The sequence below is a fragment of the Escherichia sp. WS33 genome (assembly GCF_046486385.1).
GTDB lineage: Bacteria > Pseudomonadota > Gammaproteobacteria > Enterobacterales > Enterobacteriaceae > ECMA0423.
Genome location: NZ_JBJQLJ010000003.1, coordinates 207,708 through 232,272, shown reverse-complemented (window position 1 = coordinate 232,272; position 24,565 = coordinate 207,708). Strand labels below are relative to the sequence as shown.

22 protein-coding genes, 1 tRNA gene and 1 pseudogene are annotated in these 24,565 nt (G+C 51.8%); 14 read left to right on the top strand and 10 right to left on the bottom strand.

The window, feature by feature from the left end; all coding sequences use genetic code 11:
* The first annotated feature begins 9 nt into the window (after nt 1-9).
* The 9 genes from napC to ccmH are packed head-to-tail and all read left to right on the top strand — an operon-like array spanning nt 10 to nt 6,911.
* Nucleotides 10-612 carry a cytochrome c-type protein NapC gene (gene napC, locus ACJHXA_RS04520; RefSeq protein WP_000528376.1) on the top strand — a complete coding sequence of 201 codons (603 nt, stop codon included), beginning with the start codon at nt 10-12 and terminating at the stop codon, nt 610-612.
* Between the two features lie 12 nt (nt 613-624).
* Complete coding sequence (gene ccmA / locus ACJHXA_RS04515; protein ID WP_000525587.1) at nt 625-1,248, top strand: cytochrome c biogenesis heme-transporting ATPase CcmA; 624 nt, start codon at nt 625-627, stop codon at nt 1,246-1,248.
* Nucleotides 1,245-1,907, top strand: coding sequence for a heme exporter protein CcmB (gene ccmB, locus ACJHXA_RS04510; RefSeq protein ID WP_000971730.1), 663 nt, complete (start codon nt 1,245-1,247; stop codon nt 1,905-1,907). Before ccmA ends, ccmB begins: the two co-directional genes overlap by 4 nt.
* A 41-nt stretch (nt 1,908-1,948) precedes the next feature.
* The gene (gene ccmC, locus ACJHXA_RS04505) at nt 1,949-2,686 is read left to right on the top strand and encodes a heme exporter protein CcmC (protein ID WP_001295447.1); all 738 of its coding nucleotides are present in this window, start codon (nt 1,949-1,951) and stop codon (nt 2,684-2,686) included.
* On the top strand, nt 2,683-2,892 hold the full coding sequence (ccmD, locus tag ACJHXA_RS04500) for a heme exporter protein CcmD (protein WP_000186540.1): 210 nt from the start codon (nt 2,683-2,685) through the stop codon (nt 2,890-2,892). The genes ccmC and ccmD overlap by 4 nt, the downstream gene beginning before the upstream one ends.
* Complete coding sequence (gene ccmE / locus ACJHXA_RS04495) at nt 2,889-3,368, top strand: cytochrome c maturation protein CcmE (protein WP_001026418.1); 480 nt, start codon at nt 2,889-2,891, stop codon at nt 3,366-3,368. The genes ccmD and ccmE overlap by 4 nt, the downstream gene beginning before the upstream one ends.
* Nucleotides 3,365-5,308: a cytochrome c-type biogenesis heme lyase CcmF gene (gene ccmF, locus ACJHXA_RS04490; protein ID WP_000982426.1), complete on the top strand. Its 1,944-nt coding sequence runs from the start codon at nt 3,365-3,367 to the stop codon at nt 5,306-5,308. The genes ccmE and ccmF overlap by 4 nt, the downstream gene beginning before the upstream one ends.
* Nucleotides 5,305-5,862, top strand: a complete 558-nt coding sequence (gene dsbE / locus ACJHXA_RS04485; protein WP_000824439.1) for a thiol:disulfide interchange protein DsbE — start codon at nt 5,305-5,307, stop codon at nt 5,860-5,862. Before ccmF ends, dsbE begins: the two co-directional genes overlap by 4 nt.
* Nucleotides 5,859-6,911 carry a cytochrome c-type biogenesis thiol:disulfide oxidoreductase CcmH gene (ccmH, locus tag ACJHXA_RS04480; RefSeq protein WP_001211588.1) on the top strand — a complete coding sequence of 351 codons (1,053 nt, stop codon included), beginning with the start codon at nt 5,859-5,861 and terminating at the stop codon, nt 6,909-6,911. Before dsbE ends, ccmH begins: the two co-directional genes overlap by 4 nt.
* A 34-nt stretch (nt 6,912-6,945) precedes the next feature.
* Here the strand turns inward: ccmH and narP are convergent, their stop codons facing one another.
* Nucleotides 6,946-7,593 carry a nitrate/nitrite response regulator protein NarP gene (narP, locus tag ACJHXA_RS04475; RefSeq protein WP_001113637.1) on the bottom strand — a complete coding sequence of 216 codons (648 nt, stop codon included), beginning with the start codon at nt 7,591-7,593 and terminating at the stop codon, nt 6,946-6,948.
* Between the two features lie 319 nt (nt 7,594-7,912).
* Here narP and yejO point away from each other — a divergent pair.
* Nucleotides 7,913-10,504, top strand: a pseudogene (gene yejO, locus ACJHXA_RS04470) (autotransporter YejO).
* 103 nt (nt 10,505-10,607) lie between these two features.
* On the opposite strand, the gene ACJHXA_RS04465 reads toward yejO, so the two are convergent.
* The 3 genes from ACJHXA_RS04465 to ACJHXA_RS04455 form a co-directional block, all read right to left on the bottom strand.
* Nucleotides 10,608-10,684 (bottom strand) — tRNA-Pro (locus ACJHXA_RS04465).
* 74 nt (nt 10,685-10,758) lie between these two features.
* Nucleotides 10,759-12,519, bottom strand: a complete 1,761-nt coding sequence (gene yejM, locus ACJHXA_RS04460; protein ID WP_000256200.1) for an LPS biosynthesis-modulating metalloenzyme YejM — start codon at nt 12,517-12,519, stop codon at nt 10,759-10,761.
* A 19-nt stretch (nt 12,520-12,538) separates the two neighbouring features.
* Complete coding sequence (locus ACJHXA_RS04455) at nt 12,539-12,766, bottom strand: YejL family protein (RefSeq protein ID WP_001135667.1); 228 nt, start codon at nt 12,764-12,766, stop codon at nt 12,539-12,541.
* Between the two features lie 181 nt (nt 12,767-12,947).
* On the opposite strand from ACJHXA_RS04455, the gene yejK reads away from it, so the two are divergent.
* Nucleotides 12,948-13,955 carry a nucleoid-associated protein YejK gene (yejK, locus tag ACJHXA_RS04450; protein ID WP_000050789.1) on the top strand — a complete coding sequence of 336 codons (1,008 nt, stop codon included), beginning with the start codon at nt 12,948-12,950 and terminating at the stop codon, nt 13,953-13,955.
* Between the two features lie 138 nt (nt 13,956-14,093).
* Here the strand turns inward: yejK and rplY are convergent, their stop codons facing one another.
* Nucleotides 14,094-14,378, bottom strand: a complete 285-nt coding sequence (gene rplY, locus ACJHXA_RS04445; RefSeq protein WP_000494183.1) for a 50S ribosomal protein L25 — start codon at nt 14,376-14,378, stop codon at nt 14,094-14,096.
* A gap of 124 nt (nt 14,379-14,502) precedes the next feature.
* A complete protein-coding gene (locus ACJHXA_RS04440; protein WP_000578076.1) occupies nt 14,503-16,263 on the bottom strand; it encodes a DEAD/DEAH box helicase in 1,761 nt (586 codons plus the stop codon).
* A 148-nt stretch (nt 16,264-16,411) separates the two neighbouring features.
* On the opposite strand from ACJHXA_RS04440, the gene rsuA reads away from it, so the two are divergent.
* The 3 genes from rsuA (at nt 16,412) to ACJHXA_RS04425 (ending at nt 19,002) form a co-directional block, all read left to right on the top strand.
* Nucleotides 16,412-17,107 carry a 16S rRNA pseudouridine(516) synthase RsuA gene (gene rsuA / locus ACJHXA_RS04435; RefSeq protein ID WP_001234850.1) on the top strand — a complete coding sequence of 232 codons (696 nt, stop codon included), beginning with the start codon at nt 16,412-16,414 and terminating at the stop codon, nt 17,105-17,107.
* A gap of 27 nt (nt 17,108-17,134) precedes the next feature.
* Nucleotides 17,135-18,325, top strand: a complete 1,191-nt coding sequence (gene bcr / locus ACJHXA_RS04430; protein WP_000213360.1) for a multidrug efflux MFS transporter Bcr — start codon at nt 17,135-17,137, stop codon at nt 18,323-18,325.
* Between the two features lie 332 nt (nt 18,326-18,657).
* On the top strand, nt 18,658-19,002 hold the full coding sequence (locus tag ACJHXA_RS04425) for a YejG family protein (RefSeq protein WP_000202798.1): 345 nt from the start codon (nt 18,658-18,660) through the stop codon (nt 19,000-19,002).
* A gap of 3 nt (nt 19,003-19,005) precedes the next feature.
* Here ACJHXA_RS04425 and yejF read toward each other — a convergent pair whose 3' ends face one another.
* From yejF to ACJHXA_RS04405, 4 genes are read right to left on the bottom strand one after another with little or no spacing between them, the layout of a single operon-like run.
* Nucleotides 19,006-20,595: a microcin C ABC transporter ATP-binding protein YejF gene (gene yejF / locus ACJHXA_RS04420; RefSeq protein ID WP_000194928.1), complete on the bottom strand. Its 1,590-nt coding sequence runs from the start codon at nt 20,593-20,595 to the stop codon at nt 19,006-19,008.
* 1 nt (nt 20,596) lies between these two features.
* The gene (locus tag ACJHXA_RS04415) at nt 20,597-21,622 is read right to left on the bottom strand and encodes an ABC transporter permease (protein WP_000088916.1); all 1,026 of its coding nucleotides are present in this window, start codon (nt 21,620-21,622) and stop codon (nt 20,597-20,599) included.
* On the bottom strand, nt 21,622-22,716 hold the full coding sequence (locus ACJHXA_RS04410) for a microcin C ABC transporter permease YejB (protein WP_000501583.1): 1,095 nt from the start codon (nt 22,714-22,716) through the stop codon (nt 21,622-21,624). The genes ACJHXA_RS04415 and ACJHXA_RS04410 overlap by 1 nt, the downstream gene beginning before the upstream one ends.
* Nucleotides 22,717-24,531, bottom strand: coding sequence for an extracellular solute-binding protein (locus ACJHXA_RS04405; protein ID WP_001315741.1), 1,815 nt, complete (start codon nt 24,529-24,531; stop codon nt 22,717-22,719).
* Nucleotides 24,532-24,565: the final 34 nt, after the last annotated feature.

Genomic DNA, 24,565 nt, shown 5'->3' with positions numbered 1-24,565 from the left:
GAGGTTATTATGGGAAATTCTGACCGTAAGCCTGGTCTGATTAAGCGCCTGTGGAAATGGTGGCGTACCCCCAGCCGTCTGGCGCTGGGGACGCTGCTGTTGATCGGTTTTGTTGGCGGCATCGTCTTCTGGGGTGGCTTTAACACCGGGATGGAAAAAGCCAATACCGAAGAGTTCTGCATTAGCTGCCACGAAATGCGCAACACGGTGTATCAGGAATACATGGATTCCGTGCACTACAACAACCGTAGCGGCGTCCGTGCGACCTGTCCGGATTGTCACGTTCCGCACGAGTTTGTGCCGAAGATGATACGCAAGCTCAAAGCAAGTAAAGAGCTGTATGGTAAAATTTTTGGCGTTATTGACACGCCGCAGAAATTTGAAGCTCATCGTCTGACGATGGCACAGAATGAGTGGCGGCGCATGAAGGACAATAACTCGCAGGAGTGCCGTAACTGTCACAACTTCGAGTATATGGATACAACCGCCCAGAAATCGGTTGCCGCGAAGATGCATGACCAGGCGGTGAAAGATGGGCAAACCTGTATTGATTGCCATAAAGGGATAGCGCACAAGCTGCCCGATATGCGTGAAGTCGAGCCAGGTTTTTAACAGGGTTATTGCGTGGGTATGCTTGAAGCCAGAGAGTTACTTTGTGAGCGGGATGAACGAACCTTATTTAGTGGCTTGTCATTTACGCTGAACGCAGGAGAGTGGGTACAAATCACCGGTAGCAACGGCGCGGGGAAGACAACGCTTCTCCGTTTGCTGACGGGGTTGTCTCGCCCTGACGCAGGCGAGGTTCTCTGGCAAGGGCAGCCCTTGCATCAGGTACGCGACAGCTACCATCAAAACCTGTTATGGATAGGCCATCAGCCGGGGATCAAAACCCGGCTGACGGCGTTAGAAAATCTGCACTTTTATCATCGCGATGGCGATACCGCACAATGTCTGGAAGCCCTGGCGCAGGCCGGGCTTGCCGGATTCGAAGATATTCCTGTAAATCAGCTCTCGGCCGGGCAACAACGCCGCGTCGCTTTAGCGCGTCTGTGGCTGACCCGTGCCACGTTATGGATCCTCGACGAGCCTTTTACCGCGATTGACGTTAACGGCGTCGATCGTCTGACCCAGCGTATGGCGCAGCATACGGAGCAGGGGGGGATTGTGATTCTGACTACCCACCAGCCGCTCAACGTTGCTGAAAGTAAAATTCGCCGCATTTCACTGACGCAAACGAGGGCCGCATGATGTTCTGGCGCATTTTCCGTCTTGAGCTGCGTGTAGCGTTTCGCCATAGCGCCGAAATCGCCAACCCGCTGTGGTTCTTCCTGATTGTAATTACCCTTTTTCCGCTCAGTATCGGTCCGGAGCCGCAACTGCTGGCGCGTATTGCACCGGGCATTATCTGGGTTGCTGCGCTGCTTTCATCCTTGCTGGCGCTGGAACGACTGTTCCGTGACGATTTGCAGGACGGCAGTCTTGAACAATTGATGTTGTTGCCGTTACCCTTGCCCGCCGTTGTGCTGGCGAAGGTGATGGCGCACTGGATGGTAACCGGTCTGCCGTTACTCATCCTTTCGCCACTGGTAGCAATGCTACTGGGAATGGATGTTTATGGCTGGCAAGTGATGGCGCTGACGCTTCTGCTGGGAACGCCTACGCTTGGCTTTCTCGGTGCACCGGGTGTGGCGTTGACAGTGGGACTTAAGCGCGGTGGTGTGCTGCTCAGCATACTGGTGTTACCGCTGACTATCCCATTACTCATCTTTGCCACCGCCGCGATGGACGCGGCTTCCATGCATTTGCCCGTTGACGGGTATCTGGCAATTTTAGGCGCGTTGCTGGCAGGCACCGCGACATTAAGTCCTTTTGCGACGGCGGCAGCGTTACGAATCAGCATTCAATAACGCTGGATTACTGATTTTTGTTCGAGTCTGGTATCGAAACTATGTGGAAAACACTGCATCAACTGGCGATCCCTCCACGGCTGTATCAAATCTGTGGCTGGTTTATACCGTGGCTGGCAATTGCCAGTGTGGTCGTGCTTACCGTCGGCTGGATCTGGGGATTCGGCTTTGCTCCGGCTGATTATCAGCAGGGAAATAGCTACCGCATTATCTACCTGCATGTGCCTGCGGCGATCTGGTCGATGGGCATTTATGCATCAATGGCGGTGGCGGCTTTTATTGGCCTTGTCTGGCAGATGAAAATGGCCAACCTGGCGGTGGCGGCGATGGCCCCCATTGGTGCCGTGTTTACCTTTATTGCCCTGGTTACCGGCTCTGCATGGGGAAAACCGATGTGGGGCACCTGGTGGGTATGGGATGCACGTCTGACTTCTGAACTGGTGCTGCTGTTTTTGTATGTGGGTGTGATTGCCCTGTGGCACGCCTTCGACGACCGCCGTCTGGCGGGCCGTGCGGCAGGTATCCTGGTGCTGATTGGCGTGGTGAATCTGCCGATTATTCATTACTCCGTGGAGTGGTGGAACACCCTGCATCAGGGATCAACGCGGATGCAGCAAAGTATCGATCCGGCGATGCGTTCGCCGCTGCGCTGGTCGATTTTTGGCTTCCTGCTGCTGTCTGCCACGCTGACGCTGATGCGGATGCGTAATTTGATTTTGCTGATGGAAAAACGCCGTCCGTGGGTGAGTGAACTGATACTGAAAAGAGGCCGTAAATGACCCCTGCATTTGCTTCCTGGAATGAATTTTTCGCAATGGGCGGTTACGCCTTTTTTGTCTGGCTGGCGGTGGTGATGACCGTTATTCCGCTGGTGGTTTTGGTCGTGCACTCGGTGATGCAGCATCGCGCAATTCTGCGTGGTGTGGCGCAACAGCGGGCGCGTGAGGCGCGTTTACGTGCTGCGCAACAGCAGGAGGCTGCATGAATATTCGCCGTAAAAACCGCTTGTGGATTGCCTGTGCCGTGTTGGCAGGGCTGGCGCTGACTATCGGTCTGGTGCTATATGCGCTGCGCTCGAATATCGATCTCTTTTATACGCCGGGGGAAATTCTCTACGGCAAGCGTGAAACTCAGCAAATGCCGGAAGTCGGGCAGCGTCTGCGCGTCGGCGGGATGGTGATGCCGGGTAGCGTGCAGCGCGATCCCAATTCGCTAAAAGTAACTTTCACCATTTACGACGCTGAAGGTTCAGTAGATGTCTCTTACGAAGGCATTTTGCCGGATCTGTTCCGTGAAGGGCAGGGCGTTGTGGTGCAGGGCGAGCTGGAAAAAGGCAATCATATCCTCGCGAAAGAAGTGCTGGCGAAACACGACGAAAACTACACGCCGCCAGAAGTTGAGAAAGCGATGGAAGCTAACCACCGTCGCCCGGCGAGTGTTTATAAGGACCCAGCATCATGATGCCGGAAATTGGAAACGGGCTGCTGTGCCTGGCGTTAGGGATTGCGCTGCTGCTGTCCGTGTATCCGCTATGGGGCGTGGCGCGCGGAGATGCGCGCATGATGGCGTCTTCCCGCTTGTTTGCCTGGCTGCTGTTTATGTCTGTGGCTGGCGCATTTCTGGTGCTGGTCAATGCTTTCGTGGTCAACGACTTTACCGTCACCTATGTTGCCAGCAACTCCAATACCCAGCTTCCGGTGTGGTATCGCGTGGCGGCTACCTGGGGCGCGCATGAAGGCTCGCTACTGCTGTGGGTGCTGCTGATGAGCGGCTGGACCTTTGCGGTGGCGATTTTTAGTCAGCGTATTCCGCTGGATATTGTGGCCCGCGTACTGGCGATAATGGGGATGGTCAGCGTCGGCTTTTTGCTGTTCATTCTCTTTACCTCTAACCCATTCTCACGCACGCTGCCGAACTTCCCGATTGAAGGGCGCGATCTTAACCCGCTGTTACAGGATCCGGGGCTGATCTTCCATCCGCCTCTGCTTTATATGGGGTACGTGGGTTTCTCGGTGGCGTTTGCTTTTGCCATTGCTTCTTTGTTGTGCGGGCGTCTGGACAGCACTTATGCGCGTTTTACTCGTCCGTGGACGCTGGCGGCGTGGATCTTCTTGACGCTCGGCATTGTGCTCGGTTCCGCATGGGCCTATTACGAACTCGGCTGGGGCGGCTGGTGGTTCTGGGATCCGGTAGAAAACGCCTCGTTTATGCCGTGGCTGGTGGGGACTGCGCTGATGCACTCACTGGCGGTCACTGAACAACGCGCCAGCTTCAAAGCGTGGACATTACTGCTGGCAATCAGTGCCTTCTCGTTGTGTCTGCTGGGGACTTTCCTGGTGCGTTCCGGCGTGCTGGTATCGGTACACGCGTTTGCCTCTGATCCGGCACGCGGTATGTTTATCCTCGCCTTTATGGTACTGGTGATTGGTGGTTCGCTGCTGCTGTTTGCCGCGCGTGGACACAAAGTTCGCTCACGCGTAAACAATGCGCTGTGGTCGCGGGAATCTCTGCTGTTAGCGAACAACGTTTTGCTGGTCGCCGCGATGCTGGTGGTATTACTGGGGACGCTGCTGCCGCTGGTGCACAAGCAACTGGGACTGGGCAGTATTTCGATTGGCGAACCGTTCTTCAACACCATGTTTACCTGGCTGATGGTGCCGTTTGCGCTGCTGCTTGGTGTCGGTCCTCTGGTGCGCTGGGGGCGCGATCGCCCACGTAAAATCCGCAATTTATTGATTATCGCCTTCATCTCAACGCTGGTGCTGTCGCTGCTGCTGCCGTGGCTGTTCGAAAGCAAAGTTGTGGCGATGACGGTGCTCGGCCTGGCAATGGCCTGCTGGATTGCTGTGCTGGCAATTGCGGAAGCTGCGCTGCGTATTTCACGTGGCACGAAAACCACCTTCAGTTATTGGGGAATGGTGGCGGCTCACCTGGGGCTGGCAGTGACAATTGTTGGTATTGCCTTTAGCCAGAACTATAGCGTTGAGCGTGATGTGCGCATGAAGTCCGGCGATAGCGTCGATATTCATGAATATCGCTTCACCTTCCGTGATGTCAAAGAGGTGACTGGCCCGAACTGGCGTGGCGGTGTGGCGACTATCGGCGTAACGCGCGATGGCAAGCCGGAAACGGTGCTGTATGCGGAAAAACGTTATTACAACACTGCCGGGTCGATGATGACCGAAGCGGCAATTGACGGCGGCATCACGCGTGACCTGTACGCCGCGCTCGGTGAAGAGCTGGAAAACGGCGCGTGGGCCGTGCGTCTTTACTACAAACCATTTGTTCGCTGGATTTGGGCGGGCGGGCTGATGATGGCGTTGGGCGGACTGCTGTGTCTGTTTGATCCTCGCTATCGTAAGCGCGTGAGTCCGCAAAAAACTGCGCCGGAGGCCGTATGAAGCGCAAAGTATTGTTAATTCCGTTGATTATCTTCCTGGCGATTGCCGCGGCGCTGCTGTGGCAGCTGGCGCGTAATGCCGAAGGGGATGATCCGACCAATCTGGAATCGGCGCTCATTGGCAAGCCTGTGCCGAAGTTTCGTCTCGAATCACTGGACAATCCGGGGCAGTTTTATCAGGCGGATGTGCTGACTCAGGGCAAACCAGTGCTGCTTAACGTCTGGGCGACCTGGTGTCCGACCTGCCGTGCGGAACATCAATATCTGAATCAGCTTTCAGCGCAGGGCATTCGCGTGGTCGGCATGAACTATAAAGACGATCGCCAGAAGGCAATCAGCTGGCTGAAAGAGCTGGGCAATCCTTACGCGCTAAGCCTGTTTGATGGCGACGGCATGTTAGGGCTGGATCTCGGTGTCTATGGCGCGCCAGAAACCTTCCTTATTGACGGCAACGGTATCATTCGCTATCGCCATGCGGGCGATCTCAATCCTCGCGTCTGGGAAGAAGAGATCAAGCCGCTGTGGGAGAAATACAGTAAGGAGGCCGCACAATGAGGTTTTTATTGGGCGTGCTGATGCTGATGATCTCCGGCTCAGCACTGGCGACCATCGACGTGTTGCAGTTTAAAGATGAAGCACAGGAACAACAGTTCCGTCAGCTCACTGAAGAACTGCGCTGCCCGAAATGCCAGAACAACAGCATTGCCGATTCCAACTCGATGATTGCCACCGACCTGCGTCAGAAAGTGTATGAACTGATGCAGGAAGGTAAAAGTAAAAAAGAGATTGTCGATTATATGGTGGCGCGTTACGGCAACTTCGTCACTTACGATCCGCCGTTAACGCCGCTGACCGTGCTGCTGTGGGTGCTTCCGGTAGTGGCTATTGGCATTGGCGGTTGGGTCATATACGCCCGCTCGCGGCGTCGGGTACGCGTAGTGCCGGAAGCGTTTCCTGAACAAAGCGTGCAGGAAGGTAAGCGTGCCGGATATATTGTTTATCTGCCGGGTATTGTGGTGGCGTTAATTGTGGCTGGCGTCAGCTACTACCAGACTGGCAATTATCAGCAGGTGAAAATCTGGCAGCAGGCCACGGCACAGGCTCCGGCGTTGCTGGACAGGGCGCTGGATCCGAAAGCCGATCCGCTCAACGAAGAAGAGATGTCGCGTCTTGCGCTGGGGATGCGTACTCAACTGCAAAAAAATCCGGGAGATATAGAAGGCTGGATTATGTTGGGCCGCGTTGGCATGGCGCTGGGTAACGCCAGTATCGCCACCGATGCATACGCTACTGCGTATCGCCTCGATCCGAAAAACAGTGATGCCGCACTGGGTTATGCTGAAGCGTTGACACGTTCATCTGATCCCAACGACAACCGCCTCGGCGGCGAACTGCTGCGCCAGTTGGTGAGAACGGACCATAGCAATATCCGTGTGCTAAGCATGTATGCGTTTAATGCCTTTGAGCAGCAGCGATTTGGCGAAGCCGTTGCCGCGTGGGAGATGATGTTGAAACTCTTACCTGCCAACGATACTCGCCGTGCGGTGATTGAACGTAGTATCGCGCAGGCGATGCAACATTTGTCGCTGCAGGAGAGTAAATAAAAAGAGGCCCGATGGTGATGCCATCGGGCTATTTTTATTGTGCCCCGCGTTGTTGCAGGAACAGAATGGTGGCCGCCACGCGTGAGCGGACATTGAGTTTACGCAGCAGATTGCGAATATGTACTTTTACTGTCTGCTCGGAAATATTCAATACCGAGGCAATCTGTTTATTTGACAGCCCCTGTGCCAGCTCGTGCAGAACATCCAGCTCGCGCTCCGTCAGCACGCTGAAGGGATCTTCTTCCGCGCCAAACATTTCACGTTCACGTAAGTACTGATTGACGCGTTCGCTAAAGACTTTGCTGCCTTTCGCTCCGGCACGAATCGCTTCCAGCAATACTTCCGGGTCGCTGTCTTTCAACAGATAACCGTCTGCGCCTGCGTCTATCAGCGCAAAGACATCGCTGGAGGCATCGGATACGGTCAGGATAATAATTTGCGCGGTAACGCCATCCCTGCGCAAGGCATTGAGGGTATCCAGGCCACTCATACCTTTCATATTGAGATCCAGCAAGATCACGTCGATATCCAGTCTATTCGCCAGATCGATCGCGCTCGCGCCGTCGCCCGCTTCGGCGACCACTTCAAAGCCAGGATCAAGCTCCAGTAACTGACGAACACCGCGTCGCATAAGTGGATGATCATCCACAATCATCACCTGAAAAGGCGTTGCTTCAGGCATAGTAGTCTCCTGAGGTTTTATTAGAATCATTATGTTTGAGCGTAGCGTTGGTAACGCTACCAGGCGCGTGAATGTTACCCCATTTTATGTATGGACATGTAGTGAAAACTACAACCTTGTCGTTCGCTTTGGCATCATTTTCATTATAAAGACGGAATTTTGCATCAGCTTCTCATCAAGAAAAACAACTAAAAAATCAATCACAATACTTGTGCATTTCTTTAAACAGTTTTTAAAAACTGACTCCGGGTATGGAGCTATGGGTATTTTCCGTACCCAATGCTTTTAACAGCAATTAATTTCATAGGATGAAAGCTCAATTCATCAATCTGGTTCTGTTTCTCTTTGTCGTTCCGCAATATCTGTTCTGGTGGCTACAGCGTTATATTCACCCATAGCATTGGCATCAACAGTTGAGTATGGTGAGACAGTTGATGGTGTTGTCCTGGAAAAAGATATCCAGCTGGTTTATGGGACCGCCAATAATACGAAAATCAATCCTGGCGGAGAACAGCATATAAAAGAATTTGGTGTAAGTAGTAATACTGAAATTAAAGGAGGGTATCAGTACATTGAAATGAATGGTACCGCAGAATACTCAGTATTAAATGACGGTTATCAAATTGTTCAAATGGGTGGCGCGGCAAACCAGACTACCCTCAATAATGGTGTGCTACAGGTTTATGGCGCAGCGAATGATCCCACGATTAAAGGCGGGCGCTTAATCGTTGAAAAAGATGGGATTACCGTCCTTGCCGCTATCGAAAAGGGAGGATTACTGGAGGTTAAAGAGGGGGGATTAGCGATTGCGGTAGATCAGAAAGCAGGCGGTGCTATTAAAGCAAGCACGCGGGTCATGGAGGCATTCGGAACAAACCGTCTCGGTCAGTTCGAAATCAAGAATGGTATTGCTAACAATATGCTGTTGGAAAACGGCGGAAGTTTGCGAGTTGAAGAAAATGACTTCGCTTATAATACTACTGTAGATAGTGGCGGCTTACTGGAGGTTATGGATGGCGGGACTGTAACTGGCGTTGATAAAAAAGCAGGCGGAAAATTAATTGTCTCAACGAATGCGCTGGAAGTGAGTGGTACAAACAGTAAAGGCCAATTTAGTATAAAAGATGGTGTGTCAAAAAATTATGAACTGGATGATGGTTCCGGGCTCATTGTTATGGAGGACACGCAGGCCATTGATACTATCCTTGATGAGCATGCCACTATGCAATCGCTGGGAAAGGATACTGGTACGAAAGTGCAGGCAAATGCGGTATATGATCTCGGTCGATCAGATCAGAATGGAAGTATCACGTATTCCTCAAAAGCCATTTCTGAAAATATGGTTATCAACAATGGCCGCGCTAACGTCTGGGCTGGCACAATGGTTAACGTTTCAGTCAGAGGGAATGATGGCATTCTTGAGGTCATGAAGCCGCAAATAAATTATGCACCCGCAATGTTGGTGGGTAAGGTAGTGGTTTCTGAGGGCGCTTCTTTTAGAACGCATGGTGCCGTGGATACCAGCAAAGCGGACGTTTCGCTCGAAAATAGCGTATGGACCATCATTGCCGATATCACTACGACGAACCAAAACACCCTCCTCAACTTAGCCAACCTTGCGATGTCTGACGCAAATGTGATTATGATGGATGAGCCAGTGACTCGTTCATCAGTGACGGCAAGTGCGGAAAATTTCATTACGTTGACCACCAATACCCTGTCGGGAAACGGCAATTTTTATATGCGTACCGATATGGCTAATCATCAGAGCGATCAGCTCAACGTCACCGGTCAGGCAACAGGTGATTTCAAAATATTCGTGACGGACACCGGTGCCAGCCCGGCAGCAGGAGATAGCCTTACACTGGTAACAACGGGCGGCGGTGATGCTGCATTTACGTTGGGCAATGCCGGAGGCGTTGTTGATATCGGTACGTATGAATATACCTTGCTGGATAATGGCAACCATAGCTGGAGTTTGGCAGAGAATCGCGCGCAAATTACCCCTTCAACCACTGATGTGCTGAATATGGCGGCAGCACAACCGCTGGTATTTGATGCAGAACTGGACACCGTGCGTGAGCGTCTTGGTAGCGTAAAAGGCGTTAATTACGATACGGCGATGTGGAGTTCGGCAATTAACACCCGCAACAACGTGACCACTGATGCGGGCGCTGGCTTTGAGCAAACATTGACCGGGCTGACGCTCGGTATCGATAGCCGTTTCTCCCGTGAAGAAACCAGCACAATTCGCGGCTTGTTCTTTGGTTACTCTCATTCTGATATTGGTTTTGATCGCGGCGGCAAAGGCAATGTCGATAGCTATACCCTGGGGGCTTATGCCGGTTGGGAGCATCAGAACGGTGCCTATGTTGATGGAGTGGTGAAAGTTGACCGTTTTGCCAACACCATCCATTGCAAGATGAGTAATGGGGCAACAGCGTTTGGCGATTACAATAGTAACGGCGCGGGTGCTCATGTCGAGAGCGGGTTCCGTTGGGTTGACGGATTGTGGAGTGTTAGACCCTATCTGGCCTTTACCGGCTTTACCACAGATGGTCAGGACTACACGTTATCAAACGGCATGCGCGCGGATGTGGGAAATACCCGGATATTACGCGCTGAAGCGGGAACGGCGGTAAGCTATCACATGGACCTGCAAAACGGTACGACGCTGGAACCCTGACTGAAAGCCGCCGTGCGTCAGGAATACGCCGATTCTAACCAGGTGAAAGTTAATGACGATGGCAAATTTAATAATGATGTGGCTGGAACCCGTGGCGTTTATCAGGCTGGGATAAGGTCATCGTTTACCCCGACGTTAAGCGGTCATTTGTCAGTCAGCTATGGCAATGGCGCAGGGGTAGAATCGCCGTGGAATACTCAGGCGGGTGTGGTCTGGACGTTCTGATAACAAAAAATAAACAGGCTGTGATGTGTCACGGTCTGTTTATCGAATTAATTGCAGATATAAAAAAAACCAACCGTAAAGGTTGATTTTTTCTTGGGATTTTTGGTCGGCACGAGAGGATTTGAACCTCCGACCCCCGACACCCCATGACGGTGCGCTACCAGGCTGCGCTACGTGCCGACTCGTGGCTGCTAATACTACCGTTTTCCACACCGATTGCAAGTAAGATATTTTGCTAACTGATTTATAATTAATCAGTTAGCGATAAAACGCTTCTCGTCTGTCAGCACTTGCAATAACAAACTTAACTGTGGTTTTTCATCTTTCACTCTTTCACCACGTAAGTTGTAAGTGCGGTATTTACCGTTATTGTTCAGCACCAGCGTCTTTTTCGGGGTGGTAATTGCCAGCGTATCGTTATCCGCTGCAGTAACCCAGTAATGACGGCGTTGAGGGTTGAACAAATCCTGACCTTGCGAATATTCGCTGGCAGGTGTGCTGACATGTAGCAGGCGTTGCATCAGCGTCGTCATCAGATCGGTATGATCAGTCAGAGCATTAATACGCTGCGCCGGCGTGCCTGGCCAGTGAATCACTAATGGCACCTGCAGATGACCGTGGGACCAGTCAAAGGTTTCTTCGTCTTCGCTCAGCGGAATACCCCGACCGGCAGTGATAATCACCACCGTATTGTCCAGTTTGCCAGAATCACGCAGTGCATTGAGCACGCGGTTGATCTGGTCATCGACATTGCCTGCCGCCCGGCTATATTTCCGTGCAAATGCCTGCTGATTGCTGTCGTCAATGTTAGTGCCATTGAAAGAGACCCACGAGAACCAGCGGTTATCTTCTTGTGCGTAGCGGCCCAGCCAGTTGATCCACTGCGTGGCGGTCTGCTCGTCGGATTGGGTGCGTACGCTCGGCATCGAGAAATCTGACAACAATGCCTGGCGATACAGCGGGCTGGTAAAGCCATCTGATGAGAATAATCCCAGCTGATAGCCTTGCTGATTAAGCGCAGTAATTAACGCCGCAGGGGTACGGGTCGACAGAATGCCGTCCATATAGCTCGGCGAGATGCCATAGAACAGGCCAAAGATGCCGTTGTCTGTAGTGTTGCCGGAGCTCATATGGCGCGTGAACGAAATATTTTGCTCAGCAAAACCTGCCAGCGCAGGCATCTGCTTCTCGAAGCGTGAGTAGTTCAGGCCATCGACAGTAATCAACAGCACATTCTGCCCGGTGCCCATATCGCGATAGCGCAGTTCGCTTAACGGATACTGAACGGAAACGGCGTCTGGATTACCTTGCTCAATAAGACGGCGTTGATACTCCTGCGCATCAAGCAGACCATGCTTCTCAAGAAAACGTCGCGCCGTCATCGGGTACGAAAGCGGCAGGTTAGCGCGCTGCATGGTGATCGGGCGATAGAAGTTGGCATCGGCCCAGATATACACCACATGCGAGGCGATAAAGGCGATAAATAAGAATGCGGCCAGCGGGCGCGCGAAGCGCCGACGACGCGTCAGGCTGCGCAGCTTTTGCCAGCTCCACGTCGCAAACACCAGTTCAAGCAATAAAATAACCGGCACGCTGATGAACATCAGCTGCCAGTCGCGCGCCATCTCATTTTCGTCTGGGTTGATAACCAGTTGCCAGACGATGGGATTAAGATGGAGATGGAAACGAGTAAAGACTTCGCTATCGATCAGTAATAGCGTCATTCCCGCCGTTGCCAGAATGACGGACAAAAACCTCATCAGCCTCTGGGAGCCGACGATAAAGGTCAGCGGGAAGAGGATCAGCAAGTAGGTGGCGAACACCAGGAAGCTGAAATGGCCGATAATGCTTACGTAGGAATAAATGCGACCAGCAAGCGTTGTCGGCCAGTCGGCGATAAACAGGTAACGGCTGCCAATGACGAGCGAAAGCAGAATATTGAACAGTGCAAACCAGTGCCCCCAACTGACCATCTGGGAGACTTTTTCACGGTAGCGCTGACGATGAGTTACCATAACCTGTTATCTGTTTCCCTTAGTGCGCTTTGTCTTCGTTGATAGAGGACTGTAAGGCGCGGGCAAAAGAGTTGGCAATTGCCTGGCGTTGGGCCGGGGCAATGCTGGTATTGATAAGGTTAGTGACCATGTTGCCTAACACCATCAGGGAAAGGTCGGTCGGAGCCTTATGTTTTTCCAGTACGTTGAGCAGCTCTGCGAGCAATTGTTCAACCTGTTCATCACTGTAGCGGGAAATTTGTGGCATAAATCGAAATCAGTTAGTTGATGAAAGGGCAACATATTACCGTAGCAACGGTTTTTTTTCTGCTTTTTTATGCGTTAAATCATTCTCGTTACGCTGCCTTCTGTAAAATGACCGCCATCTTTTATTGCGTCGCTTAACCGGCGGTGGTTGAATACCGCCCGGTCTTAAAGGAGAGTTTATCATGAGTCTGGATATCAACCAGATTGCTCTGCACCAGCTTATCAAGCGTGATGAGCAGAACCTTGAGCTGGTGTTGCGCGATTCATTGCTGGAACCGACAGAAACCGTCGTTGAGATGGTGGCAGAACTGCATCGGGTCTATAGCGCCAAAAATAAAGCTTACGGCTTGTTTAGCGAAGAGAGTGAACTGGCGCAGACGCTGCGCTTACAGCGTCAGGGCGAAGAGGACTTTCTGGCATTTAGCCGCGCGGCAACCGGGCGCCTGCGTGACGAATTAGCGAAATATCCTTTTGCTGACGGTGGATTCGTGCTGTTTTGCCACTACCGTTATCTGGCGGTGGAGTATCTGCTGGTGGCAGTTCTGAGCAACCTGAGCAGTATGCGCGTTAACGAAAATCTCGACATCAATCCAACCCATTATCTTGATATCAATCATGCGGATATTGTTGCGCGTATCGATTTAACCGAATGGGAAACCAATCCAGAGTCCACCCGCTATCTCACTTTCCTGAAAGGGCGAGTAGGGCGCAAAGTGGCGGATTTCTTTATGGATTTCCTCGGGGCCAGCGAAGGGTTAAACGCGAAAGCGCAAAACCGTGGGCTGTTGCAAGCGGTTGATGATTTCACTGCCGAAGCACAACTGGATAAAGCAGAGCGACAGAACGTGCGCCAGCAGGTTTATAGCTACTGTAATGAGCAGCTGCAGGCAGGCGAAGAGATCGAACTGGAGTCGCTGTCGAAAGAGCTGGCAGGCGTCAGCGAAGTGAGTTTCACGGAGTTTGCGGCTGAAAAAGGCTACGAACTGGAAGAGAGCTTCCCGGCAGACCGTAGCACACTGCGTCAGTTGACGAAGTTTGCCGGTAGCGGCGGTGGCTTGACTATTAACTTTGATGCGATGCTGTTAGGTGAACGCATCTTCTGGGATCCGGCAACCGATACCCTGACCATTAAAGGCACGCCGCCGAATTTGCGTGACCAATTGCAGCGCCGGACGTCTGGCGGCAATTAATCGGTTTTGTGTTCTGAATGCCAGATGCGGCGTGAACGCCTTATCTGGCCTGCAAAAAATAGCAATACCGTAATCAGGCATAATCTGCAGATACAAAAAACCCCGCCGGAGCGGGGTTTTTTACAACTTATTCAGCAATTAAGCGCGAACGAAGTCGATGTGCTGCAGCTTCGGTTTGTACGGGTGACGCTGTACGTCCTGAGCTTTAACTTTGATTTCTTTACCGTCAACAACGATGGTCAGAACTTCGCTGTAGAATTCAGCTTTAGCTTGCATGTTCATGACTTTGTCGTGATCCAGCTCGATAGCCAGCGGCGCTTCTTTGCCACCGTAGATGATTGCCGGGAACTTGTTAGCGGCACGCAGGCGGCGGCTCGCACCCTTACCCTGCTCTTTACGTACTTCTGCGTTGATAGTAAACATTTCTTTCTCTCTTAAATTAATCCTGCTACAGGCGACCCAGCAACAGGTAAGTGATCTGCTTTGCGTATGCAAAAGCGGGCGAGATTCTATACTCAATCGCTTTATACATCAATCAAAACTACCATTAACCGCGTAATTCGTGCGCCCGACGAAAACGACCTTCGTAATCGAACACTTTTTCACGCACTTGCCAGTACTGACCTTTCATGCGGGCAACGACAAAATCCGGGTGTCGCAATAAGGCTTGCTGGGCGAGGATATCGGCGGCGGTGATCCAGCGCAGAGGGATGCCCGGTGTGCGCGTATGCGGGCGGATAAAAAGCTGCTCGAAGGCAGTTCGCTGGGCGGGCGTTTGCAGACGGAAACGCTCACTCACATCCGCGCCGTCTTCATCGTAATAGGTGATTTTCAACCATTCGCCTTTCTCGTCGTGCTCATGCTGCAAAGACATGCCGCTACAGCGTAATACCAGCGCATCTTTCAGTCGTAGCGCCGCTTTTAACATATCATCCGGATCAACCAGTACCGTGTCACATTCGCGGCAGCGGCGAGCGGCAATATCATTTTCTGCGTTACATTGCGGGCAATTTTTAAAACGGAAACGGAAGTCACACTGTTCGCGATGACCGTCGTCATCTTCAAACCATCCCTGACAGCGGCGACCAAAGTGTTCAATCAATGTCCCGTCGGCGGTCGTTTTCCCCCAAAAGGTGTTGGCAAAACCGCAGGCAGGGCAGAAAACCTGTACCGGAACGTTGTCACTTTTGCCTTTCGGTGTACCAACTTCCGGCGCGTAGAGATCGTGAGGATTACCCGCATAATCAAGAATTAAACAATCAGTCTTGCCCGGAGCGAGACGCAGACCGCGCCCGACAATTTGTTGGTAAAGACTCACTGATTCGGTAGGGCGCAGAATGGCGATAAGATCGACGTGCGGGGCGTCAAATCCGGTGGTCAGTACTGCGACGTTGACCAGATAGCGAAAACGCTGGGCTTTAAAATCTTCAATTAACACATCGCGCTCAGCGCCGGGGGTGTCGCCAGTAATCAGTGCAGCATCTTCGGCAGGCAGTAATCCCACAATCTCTTTTGCGTGTTCAACGGTGGCGGCGAAAATCATTACCCCTTTGCGCTTTTCGGCGAACTCCATGATCTGGCTGATGATATGTGGCGTAATGCGTTGCTGTTTTTTCAGCTCACGGTTGAGATCAGCTTCGCTGAACAGCCCGTTACTCTGTGCCTGCAAGCGGCTGAAATCGTATTGCACTACTGGCATATCCAGTCGTTCTGGCGGCGTCAGATAGCCGTGTTTAATCATATAACGCAGCGGCAGCTCATAAATGCAGTCACGGAAAAGGGCTTTCTCATCGCCGCGTACCATGCCGTGATAATGGAACTGGTAGATCCAGCCTTTGCCCAATCGAAAAGGCGTGGCAGTCAGCCCCAGCAGGCGTAAGTGGGGATTCACTTTAGTCAGGTGAGTGAGGATTTGCTGATACTGGCTCTCTTCATCGTCACCAATACGGTGGCATTCATCGACAATCAACAGCGAAAATTCACCCTGAAAGGCATCAAGATTACGAGCGACCGACTGCACGCTGCCAAATACCACTTTACCGTGGCTCTCTTTGCGCTTTAACCCAGCGGCAAAAATATCGGCTTCCAGCCCCAGCGCCTGATACTTTGCATGGTTTTGCGCCACCAGTTCTTTGACGTGTGCCAGCACCAGAACACGACCACGCGCCAGCCGTGCCAGTTCGGCAATCACCAGGCTTTTACCTGCGCCGGTGGGCAGCACGATAACGGCAGGGGTTTTATGACGACGAAAATGGTTGAGCGTGGCATCCACGGCTTCTTGCTGATATGGGCGAAGTGTAAAAATCATGGTCTCGCGTAGGTAGATTATTCTGCTAATAGTATGCCATGGATCTTTTTCCCTTGAGGGATGTTATTAGACCGCTATACTGGGCAGACAACAGTTCAGATTTTCGGGTCAATGCCCGACCTCCGTTTTTACAGGCAAAATCACACACATGCGACTTGATAAATTTATCGCACAGCAACTCGGCGTTAGCCGTGCTATTGCCGGGCGTGAAATCCGCGGCAATCGTGTCACCGTCGATGGCGAAATCGTCCGTAATGCAGCGTTCAAACTGCTTCCTGAACATGATGTCGCTTACGATGGCAACCCGCTGGCGCAGCAACACGGTCCACGTTACTTCATGCTCAATAAGCCTCAGGGCTATGTTTGCTCCACGGACGACCCTGATCACCCAACGGTGCTCTATTTTCTTGATGAACCGGTAGCGTGGAAACTGCATGCGGCGGGGCGGTTGGATATTGATACCACCGGTCTGGTGCTGATGACTGATGATGGTCAGTGGTCGCACCGCATTACTTCTCCGCGCCATCATTGCGAGAAGACCTATCTGGTGACACTGGAATCACCTGTAGCTGACGATACGGCAGAGCAATTTGCTAAAGGCGTGCAGCTGCATAACGAAAAAGATCTCACTAAGCCTGCGGTGCTGGAAGTGATTACCCCAACGCAGGTTCGTCTGACCATCAGCGAAGGGCGTTATCATCAGGTGAAACGCATGTTCGCCGCCGTGGGTAACCACGTGGTTGAGCTGCATCGTGAACGTATTGGCGGTATTACGCTGGATGCTGATTTAGCCCCCGGTGAATATCGTCCGTTAACTGAAGAAGAAATTGCCAGCGTCGTCTAACTTTTCAATGACTTTCAGGAGCCCGTTGTGACCACCCGACAGCATTCGTCGTTTGCTATTGTTTTTATCCTTGGCCTGCTGGCCATGTTGATGCCGCTGTCGATTGATATGTATCTGCCCGCGCTACCGGTAATTTCAGCGCAGTTTGGCGTACCGGCGGGCAGTACGCAGATGACCCTCAGTACTTATATTCTGGGCTTTGCGTTGGGGCAGTTAATCTACGGGCCGATGGCAGACAGCTTCGGGCGTAAGCCGGTGGTGCTCGGCGGTACGCTGGTGTTTGCCGCCGCCGCGGTGGCGTGTGCGTTGGCAAACACCATCGATCAGCTGATTGTGATGCGTTTCTTCCACGGGCTGGCTGCGGCTGCGGCCAGCGTGGTCATTAACGCCCTGATGCGCGATATTTACCCGAAAGAAGAGTTCTCGCGGATGATGTCGTTTGTCATGCTGGTGACCACTATTGCACCGCTGATGGCACCGATTGTCGGCGGTTGGGTGCTGGTGTGGCTGAGCTGGCATTACATCTTCTGGATCCTGGCATTAGCGGCGATTCTGGCTTCGGCAATGATTTTCTTCCTGATTAAAGAAACCTTACCACCGGAGCGTCGTCAGCCATTTCACATTCGTACCACTATTGGTAACTTTGCGGCGCTGTTCCGTCATAAGCGTGTCCTGAGTTATATGCTGGCCAGCGGTTTCAGCTTTGCCGGAATGTTCTCGTTCTTAAGCGCCGGACCGTTTGTCTACATTGAAATTAACCACGTCGCGCCGGAAAACTTTGGTTATTACTTTGCACTAAACATTGTTTTCCTGTTCGTGATGACCATTTTTAACAGCCGCTTCGTTCGCCGCATTGGCGCGTTAAATATGTTCCGCTCGGGGTTGTGGATACAATTTATTATGGCAGCGTGGATGGTCATCAGTGCGCTGCTGGGGCTGGGATTCTGGTCGCTGGTGGTTGGCGTTGCGGCGTTTGTGGGCTGCGTGTCGATGGTGTCATCCAATGCGATGGCGGTCATTCTTGATGAGTTTCCCCATATGGCGGGAACGGCATCTTCGCTGGCAGGAACCTTCCGTTTTGGCATAGGGGCAATTGTTGGCGCATTGCTTTCTCTTGCGACCTTTAACTCTGCATGGCCGATGATTTGGTCAATTGCATTCTGCGCAAGCAGCTCCATTCTCTTCTGTCTGTACGCCAGTCGACCGAAAAAACGGTGATCTATTGCACAACGAGGAAGCTAAAAGGCTTCCTTTGTTGATGCATGTCAACCACAAATCTATCATTCCCCCGATATATGTTTATTTTATGTAAAATCAATTTATGTAAAAAGTCACATCATTGTAGTTAAAAAGGTTGAGTTAGATCGCAGAAACGGGTACATATAGCCCCGCAAACGTGACCACGCCCGCAGATATTACTTAAATCAGAGCCATAGAGGCCACGCAGGCGAGGCATCAATCTTTACGATCTGTATAAAGACGGATTGTTGATGATGTGTTAAAATTGATGTAAACAAATTGTGAAGTGAATGTACTTCCGGGGAAAATAAGTGACTTCATTACAACTCTCAATCGTCCATCGACTGCCGCAGAACTATCGCTGGTCTGCTGGTTTCGCAGGTTCGAAGGTTGAACCGATTCCGCAAAATGGACCGTGCGGTGACAACAGCCTGGTGGCGCTTAAATTGCTTAGCCCGGATGGTGATAATGCATGGTCGGTGATGTATAAACTAAGCCAGGCGTTAAGCGACATCGAAGTTCCATGTTCGGTGCTGGAGTGTGAAGGTGAGCCGTGCCTGTTTGTAAATCGCCAGGACGAGTTTGCTGCAACATGCCGATTGAAAAATTTTGGTGTGGCAATTGCCGAACCCTTTTCAAACTACAATCCTTTTTAAGCGTCAGCTCAACGCCAGTAGCTGACGCGTATACTCCTGCTGCGGTGTGGCAAACACGCGCGCGCACGGTCCTTGTTCCACTACTTCCCCTTGTCGCAGTACGATAACCTGATGACATAACGCGCGGACAACGTGCAAATCGTGGCTGATAAACAAATAGGCCAGTTGATGCTTTTGTTGCAATGATTTCAATAGCGTCAATATTTGCGCCTGTACCGTTTTGTCGAGTGATGATGTCGGTTCATCAAGTATGATCAGCGAGGGCTTAAGAATTAATGCCCTGGCAATCGCAATACGTTGTCGCTGACCACCAGAGAACTCCGCCGGATAACGGTGGCGTGTTTCAGGATCTAATCCCACTTCATGCATCACGGCTATCACTTGTTGTTCGCGTTGTGCGGCAGAAAGCGTCGGCTGGTGAACCCGTAAGCCTTCCTCAATAATCTGCAAAACGTTGAGTCGTGGGTTGAGCGAGGAGTTTGGATCCTGAAATACCACCTGAATGCGATGACGAATAGGTAACAGCTGGCGGCGATTTAAATTTTGCAGTGGCTGACCGTCAAAGATGATGCTGCCCTGAGAATTAATCAGTCGCAGCAGCGCCAGTCCCGTCGTACTTTTCCCGGAACCGGACTCGCCCACTAAACCCAGTGTTTCACCCGCTCGTAGCGTAAAACTGATGTTTTTCACCACCACATTATGATCCACAATGCGCTTCAAAATCCCTTTGCGAATGGGGAAGGCAACCTGAAGCTGTTCAACATCCAGCAACGTTGAGGCAGGTTCTGGCAACGGCACTGGATCGCCTGACGGTTCACTGTTGAGTAGCTTTTGTGTGTAAGGATGAGTGGGTGAGGCAAATAGCGTAGCGGCGTAATTTTGCTCGACACAGCGACCGTTTTGCATTACCGCCACGCGGTGGGCCAGTTTTCTGACAATGCTGAGGTTATGAGTAATAAACAGCATGCCCATATTCAGCTCGCCTTGCAGTTCGCGCAACAGCTGTAAAATCTGCGCCTGGACAGAGACGTCCAGTGCGGTGGTCGGTTCATCGGCAATTAATAATTCCGGTCGCGTTAACAGCGCCATCGCAATCATCACCCGCTGGCGTTCCCCGCCGGAGAGCTGATGCGGATAATCTGTCAGCCGTTTTGCCGCCTGGCGGATACCAACGCGATCAAGGCAGTTAAGAATTTCGCCACGAGCCGCTTCCCGACGCATCCCGCGGTGGAGTGAAAGCACTTCATAAAGCTGTTTTTCCAGGGTATGCAATGGATTTAACGACACCATCGGTTCCTGAAAAATCATGGCGATCTTATTACCGCGTACACCGCGCAACGTTTGATCGCTGGCGTGAAGCAGCGATTCGCCATGAAAACGAATATCGCCGGAGAGATATTCAACCGGCGGGGAAGGGAGCAGGCGTAAAATTGACAGCGCGGTAACGCTTTTGCCTGAACCTGACTCACCCACCAGCGCCAGCGTTTCGCCAGCCTCAATCTGTAGTGAAACATCATTGACTACTGTACGTACGGTTTGCTGATGGCGAAAACCCACCGACAAATTTTCAATCGCTAACAGAGTTTGCGTCATGCTACACCGCCTTATTAGGATCAAATGCGTCGCGGACGGCTTCACCAATAAAGATCAGCAAAGACAATAATATCGCCACCGACAAGAAGGCGGTGATCCCAAGCCACGGGGCCTGAAGGTTATTTTTCCCTTGTAACAGCAGTTCACCGAGTGACGGTGAACCGAGCGGTAGACCGAAGCCGAGGAAATCGAGCGAGGTCAGGGTGGTTATCGAACTACATAAAATAAACGGTAAAAAGGTGAGGGTCGCGACCATGGCATTAGGCAACATATGACGCAGGATGATACTGCGATCGCTGACGCCAAGCGCCTGTGCCGCACGAATGTAGTCGAAATTACGAGTACGTAAAAACTCCGCCCGCACCACGCCGACCAGACTCATCCAGCCAAACAAGACAGTAATTGCCAGCAGCCACCAGAAGTTAGGCTGTACGACGCTGGAAAGTAAAATAATCAAAAACAGCGTCGGCATCCCCGACCATACTTCAATAAAGCGTTGTCCCCAGAGATCGACTTTACCGCCGTAATAGCCTTGTAGCGCCCCCGCCAGCACGCCCATCACGCTGGAACAGAGAGTCAGCATCAGGCCAAACAGAACCGAGATCCGCGTGCCATAGAGAATGCGTGCCAGCACATCGCCGCCGTTGGCATCCGTTCCCAGCCAGTTTTGCCGGGAGGGTGGAGAAGGGAAGGGCTTATCGGTAGCAAAGTTGATACTGGTAGCACCAAAGCGAATCGGTGCCCACAGTACCCAGCCGTTATTTTCCAGCCGTTGTTTCAGCCACGGGTCCTGATAATCAGCCTGACTTGCCAGCGGGCCGCCAAAATCGCTTTCGCTGTAGTTTTTCAACAACGGGAAATACCAACTGCCGTCATAACGTACCAGCAACGGTTTATCGTTGGCGATAAGTTCAGAACACAAACTCAAACCAAACAAAACGAGGAAAATCCATAACGACCAGTAGCCGCGACGGTTATGGCGAAAACGCGCCCAACGGGCCTGATTGACGGGGCTGAGTCGCGACATTAACGTCCCTCAAAATCTATACGCGGATCGACCAGCGTATAGCTGATATCACTGACAATATTCAGCAGCAGGCCAATCAGGGTGAAAATATACAAGGTACCAAACATTACAGGATAATCGCGCGAGACGGTCGCTTCGTAGCCCAGTAAGCCAAGGCCATTGAGTGAAAACATCACTTCAATCAGCAGCGAGCCGGTAAAAAACATGCTGATAAACGTCGCCGGAAAACCGGCAATCACCAGCAGCATGGCGTTGCGGAACACATGTTTCCAGAGAATATTTTTTTCACTTACCCCTTTCGCACGCGCGGTCACCACGTATTGCTTGCGCACTTCATCAAGGAATGAGTTTTTGGTCAGCATGGTCAGCGCCGCAAAGCCACCAATCACTGTCGCCAGCACCGGCAGCGTGATATGCCACAGATAATCGGTGATTTTCTGATACCACGGCAGCGAATCAAAGTTAGCGGAAACCAGGCCGCGTAGAGGGAACAGGTCGAAATAGCTGCCGCCCGCGAAGAAGACAATCAGCAGGATGGCAAACAAAAAGGCCGGAATGGCGTAGCCGATGATGATAAATGCGCTACTCCAGACGTCAAAGCGGCTCCCATTATAAACAGCTTTGCGAATGCCTAACGGAATCGACACCAGATAGATAATCAGCGTGCTCCACAATCCGAGGGTGATGGAAACCGGCAGACTGTCTTTAATCAGCGTCAGCACCGAGGCGCTGCGAAAAAGGCTATCACCAAAATCAAAGCGGATGTAGTCCCAGAGCATTTTGAAGTAACGTTCGTGGATCGGCTTATCGAAACCGTAGCGATGAGTGATCTCGGCGATCACTTCTGGATCTAATCCGCGTCCGCCACGGTAATTACTGTCGCTGATATTGCCGACGCCCGTTTGCGCATGGCTGGCGCGAATACCTTCACCGCCTGCGCCGGGTAATACTCCGGCATTACCAAACTCAATGGCGGCGATGGCCTGGTCGACCGGACCGCCAGGCGCAATTTGCACGATGAAAAAGTTGATAGTGATAATCGCCCATAACGTTGGGATCACCAGCAACAGACGGCGAATCAGATAAGCGCCCATCTACTCTCCCTGTTGTCTGGCTGACGGCAGTTTGGCCGCTTTATTAACGTCATACCACCAGGTATCGATACCCAGGCTGTAAACAGGGCGTACAGCGGGTTGGGAGAATTTATCCCACCAGGCGAGACGGTCTTCCGCCATGTACCACATTGGCAGCATGTAATAATTCCACGTTAATACGCGATCCAGTGCTCGCCCTAACGGCAGTAATTTTTCTTTATTTCCCTGCGCGGCAATAATTTGATTGATCAGCGAGTCGATAACCGGACTTTGCACGCCGGGGGCATTATAAGTGGAATTGATATATTCCGATGACCAGGAAATCTGTAAATCGGAACTGGGCCACGGCATCGCCCGCCATACGCGCGGCATCATGTCATAGTCGCGACTGCGCATGCGGTTGGTGATTTGCGAGTTATCCACCTTGCGAATGTCCATGTTGATACCCAGCCGTTGCAGGCTGTGCTGGAACGGCAATACCCACTGACTATTGCTGCTTGCGGGAAGCAATAATTCAAAGCTGAGTGGCTGACCCGTTGTGGCATTAACGCGTTGCTGACCCTTCAGCACCCAGCCCGCTTCGTTGAGAAGTTTGTCGGCTTTTAACAGGTTGTCACGATCGTAGCCATCGCCTTTAGATACCGGCGGCTGGTAGATTTGTGTGAAGACTTCTGGCGGTAGATCTTTTTTCATTGGTGCCAGAAGCACCAGCTCCGCGGCGTCGGGGTAATTTCTGGCCGCGTATTCGGTATTCTGAAAATAACTGTTCGTGCGACTCCAGGCGTTGTAAAACAACGCCTTGTTCATCCATTCAAAGTCAAAGGCGAGGGTGATTGCTTCCCGGACCCGGCGATCGCTGAATACCGGACGTTGGATATTAAACGCCAGCCAGCGCGTATCCTGGGCTGATTCGTTCTTTTGCTCATCTTTGATGATGTATTTTTTATCGAAATTTTTACCGGTATAACGCGTGGCCCAGTTTTTAGCGTCGTTTTCCATACGCAAATCAAAGGCACCTGCTTTAAACGCTTCAAAGGCGACATTATCATCGAGGTAATAATCGTAGCGAATGGTGTCGAAATTCCAGCGTCCACGGTTTACCGGTAAGTTTGCTGCCCAGTAATCTTTCACGCGGGAATAGACAATATTTTGCCCCATTTTCCAGGACGTAACGCGGTACGGACCACTGGCAAGCGGAGGCGTGGCGAGCGGGTCGCTAAGTTTGTGATCCTTCCAGTACTTTTCTGGAAATACCGGCAGCGAAAACAGACTCAGCATATCTTCTTTGCTGGCTTTAGCTAACTCAATGCGCACGGTTAACGGTGCAATGGCTTTGACGGTGGTGCCTTTGTAGACCAGACGAAATTGCGGTACGCCTTCGGTCATAAATTTTCGAAAAGTAAACTCTACATCGCGGGCAGTAATGGGCGAACCATCATGAAAACGGGCGCGCGGATTAATAGCGACCTCCACCCAGGAATAATCGTCAGCATAGCGTGCGCTTTCAGCAATCAGCGGGTAATAACTGCCTGGTTCGTCATCGGAAGTCGTAAATAGCGTGTCGTACAGCTGCTCGGTGCGTGCGCCCGGGTTGCCGCGCAGTGCATAGCGGTTGAAATTATCGAAGGTGCCGAGGGCTGACAACGTTATCTGCCCACCTTTTGGCGCGGCGGGGTTCACATAATCAAAATGGTTGAAATTAAACGCGTACCGGGGTTCGCCCAGCACGGCAAAGGCATAGCTTTCCTTGATAGCCTGCGCCTGCGCACCAAAGGTGAACAGAGCGATAAACAGCAGCAGTATGCGCACAATCATCTGCAACGGATTTCCTTTTACTCATCATTAGCCG

What these genes read in the sequence shown, in the direction of transcription:
- ccmC (WP_001295447.1), top strand. Translation starts at nt 1,949, where the DNA reads ATGTGGAAAACACTGCATCAACTGGCGATCCCTCCACGGCTGTATCAA.
- ACJHXA_RS04410 (WP_000501583.1), bottom strand. Translation starts at nt 22,716, where the DNA reads ATGGGCGCTTATCTGATTCGCCGTCTGTTGCTGGTGATCCCAACGTTA.
- rsuA (WP_001234850.1), top strand. Translation starts at nt 16,412, where the DNA reads ATGCGACTTGATAAATTTATCGCACAGCAACTCGGCGTTAGCCGTGCT.
- ACJHXA_RS04440 (WP_000578076.1), bottom strand. Translation starts at nt 16,263, where the DNA reads ATGATTTTTACACTTCGCCCATATCAGCAAGAAGCCGTGGATGCCACG.
- rplY (WP_000494183.1), bottom strand. Translation starts at nt 14,378, where the DNA reads ATGTTTACTATCAACGCAGAAGTACGTAAAGAGCAGGGTAAGGGTGCG.
- ccmF (WP_000982426.1), top strand. Translation starts at nt 3,365, where the DNA reads ATGATGCCGGAAATTGGAAACGGGCTGCTGTGCCTGGCGTTAGGGATT.
- napC (WP_000528376.1), top strand. Translation starts at nt 10, where the DNA reads ATGGGAAATTCTGACCGTAAGCCTGGTCTGATTAAGCGCCTGTGGAAA.
- ccmB (WP_000971730.1), top strand. Translation starts at nt 1,245, where the DNA reads ATGATGTTCTGGCGCATTTTCCGTCTTGAGCTGCGTGTAGCGTTTCGC.
- dsbE (WP_000824439.1), top strand. Translation starts at nt 5,305, where the DNA reads ATGAAGCGCAAAGTATTGTTAATTCCGTTGATTATCTTCCTGGCGATT.
- ACJHXA_RS04405 (WP_001315741.1), bottom strand. Translation starts at nt 24,531, where the DNA reads ATGATTGTGCGCATACTGCTGCTGTTTATCGCTCTGTTCACCTTTGGT.
- ccmE (WP_001026418.1), top strand. Translation starts at nt 2,889, where the DNA reads ATGAATATTCGCCGTAAAAACCGCTTGTGGATTGCCTGTGCCGTGTTG.
- ccmH (WP_001211588.1), top strand. Translation starts at nt 5,859, where the DNA reads ATGAGGTTTTTATTGGGCGTGCTGATGCTGATGATCTCCGGCTCAGCA.
- narP (WP_001113637.1), bottom strand. Translation starts at nt 7,593, where the DNA reads ATGCCTGAAGCAACGCCTTTTCAGGTGATGATTGTGGATGATCATCCA.
- yejK (WP_000050789.1), top strand. Translation starts at nt 12,948, where the DNA reads ATGAGTCTGGATATCAACCAGATTGCTCTGCACCAGCTTATCAAGCGT.
- ccmD (WP_000186540.1), top strand. Translation starts at nt 2,683, where the DNA reads ATGACCCCTGCATTTGCTTCCTGGAATGAATTTTTCGCAATGGGCGGT.
- yejM (WP_000256200.1), bottom strand. Translation starts at nt 12,519, where the DNA reads ATGGTAACTCATCGTCAGCGCTACCGTGAAAAAGTCTCCCAGATGGTC.
- ACJHXA_RS04455 (WP_001135667.1), bottom strand. Translation starts at nt 12,766, where the DNA reads ATGCCACAAATTTCCCGCTACAGTGATGAACAGGTTGAACAATTGCTC.
- yejF (WP_000194928.1), bottom strand. Translation starts at nt 20,595, where the DNA reads ATGACGCAAACTCTGTTAGCGATTGAAAATTTGTCGGTGGGTTTTCGC.
- ACJHXA_RS04415 (WP_000088916.1), bottom strand. Translation starts at nt 21,622, where the DNA reads ATGTCGCGACTCAGCCCCGTCAATCAGGCCCGTTGGGCGCGTTTTCGC.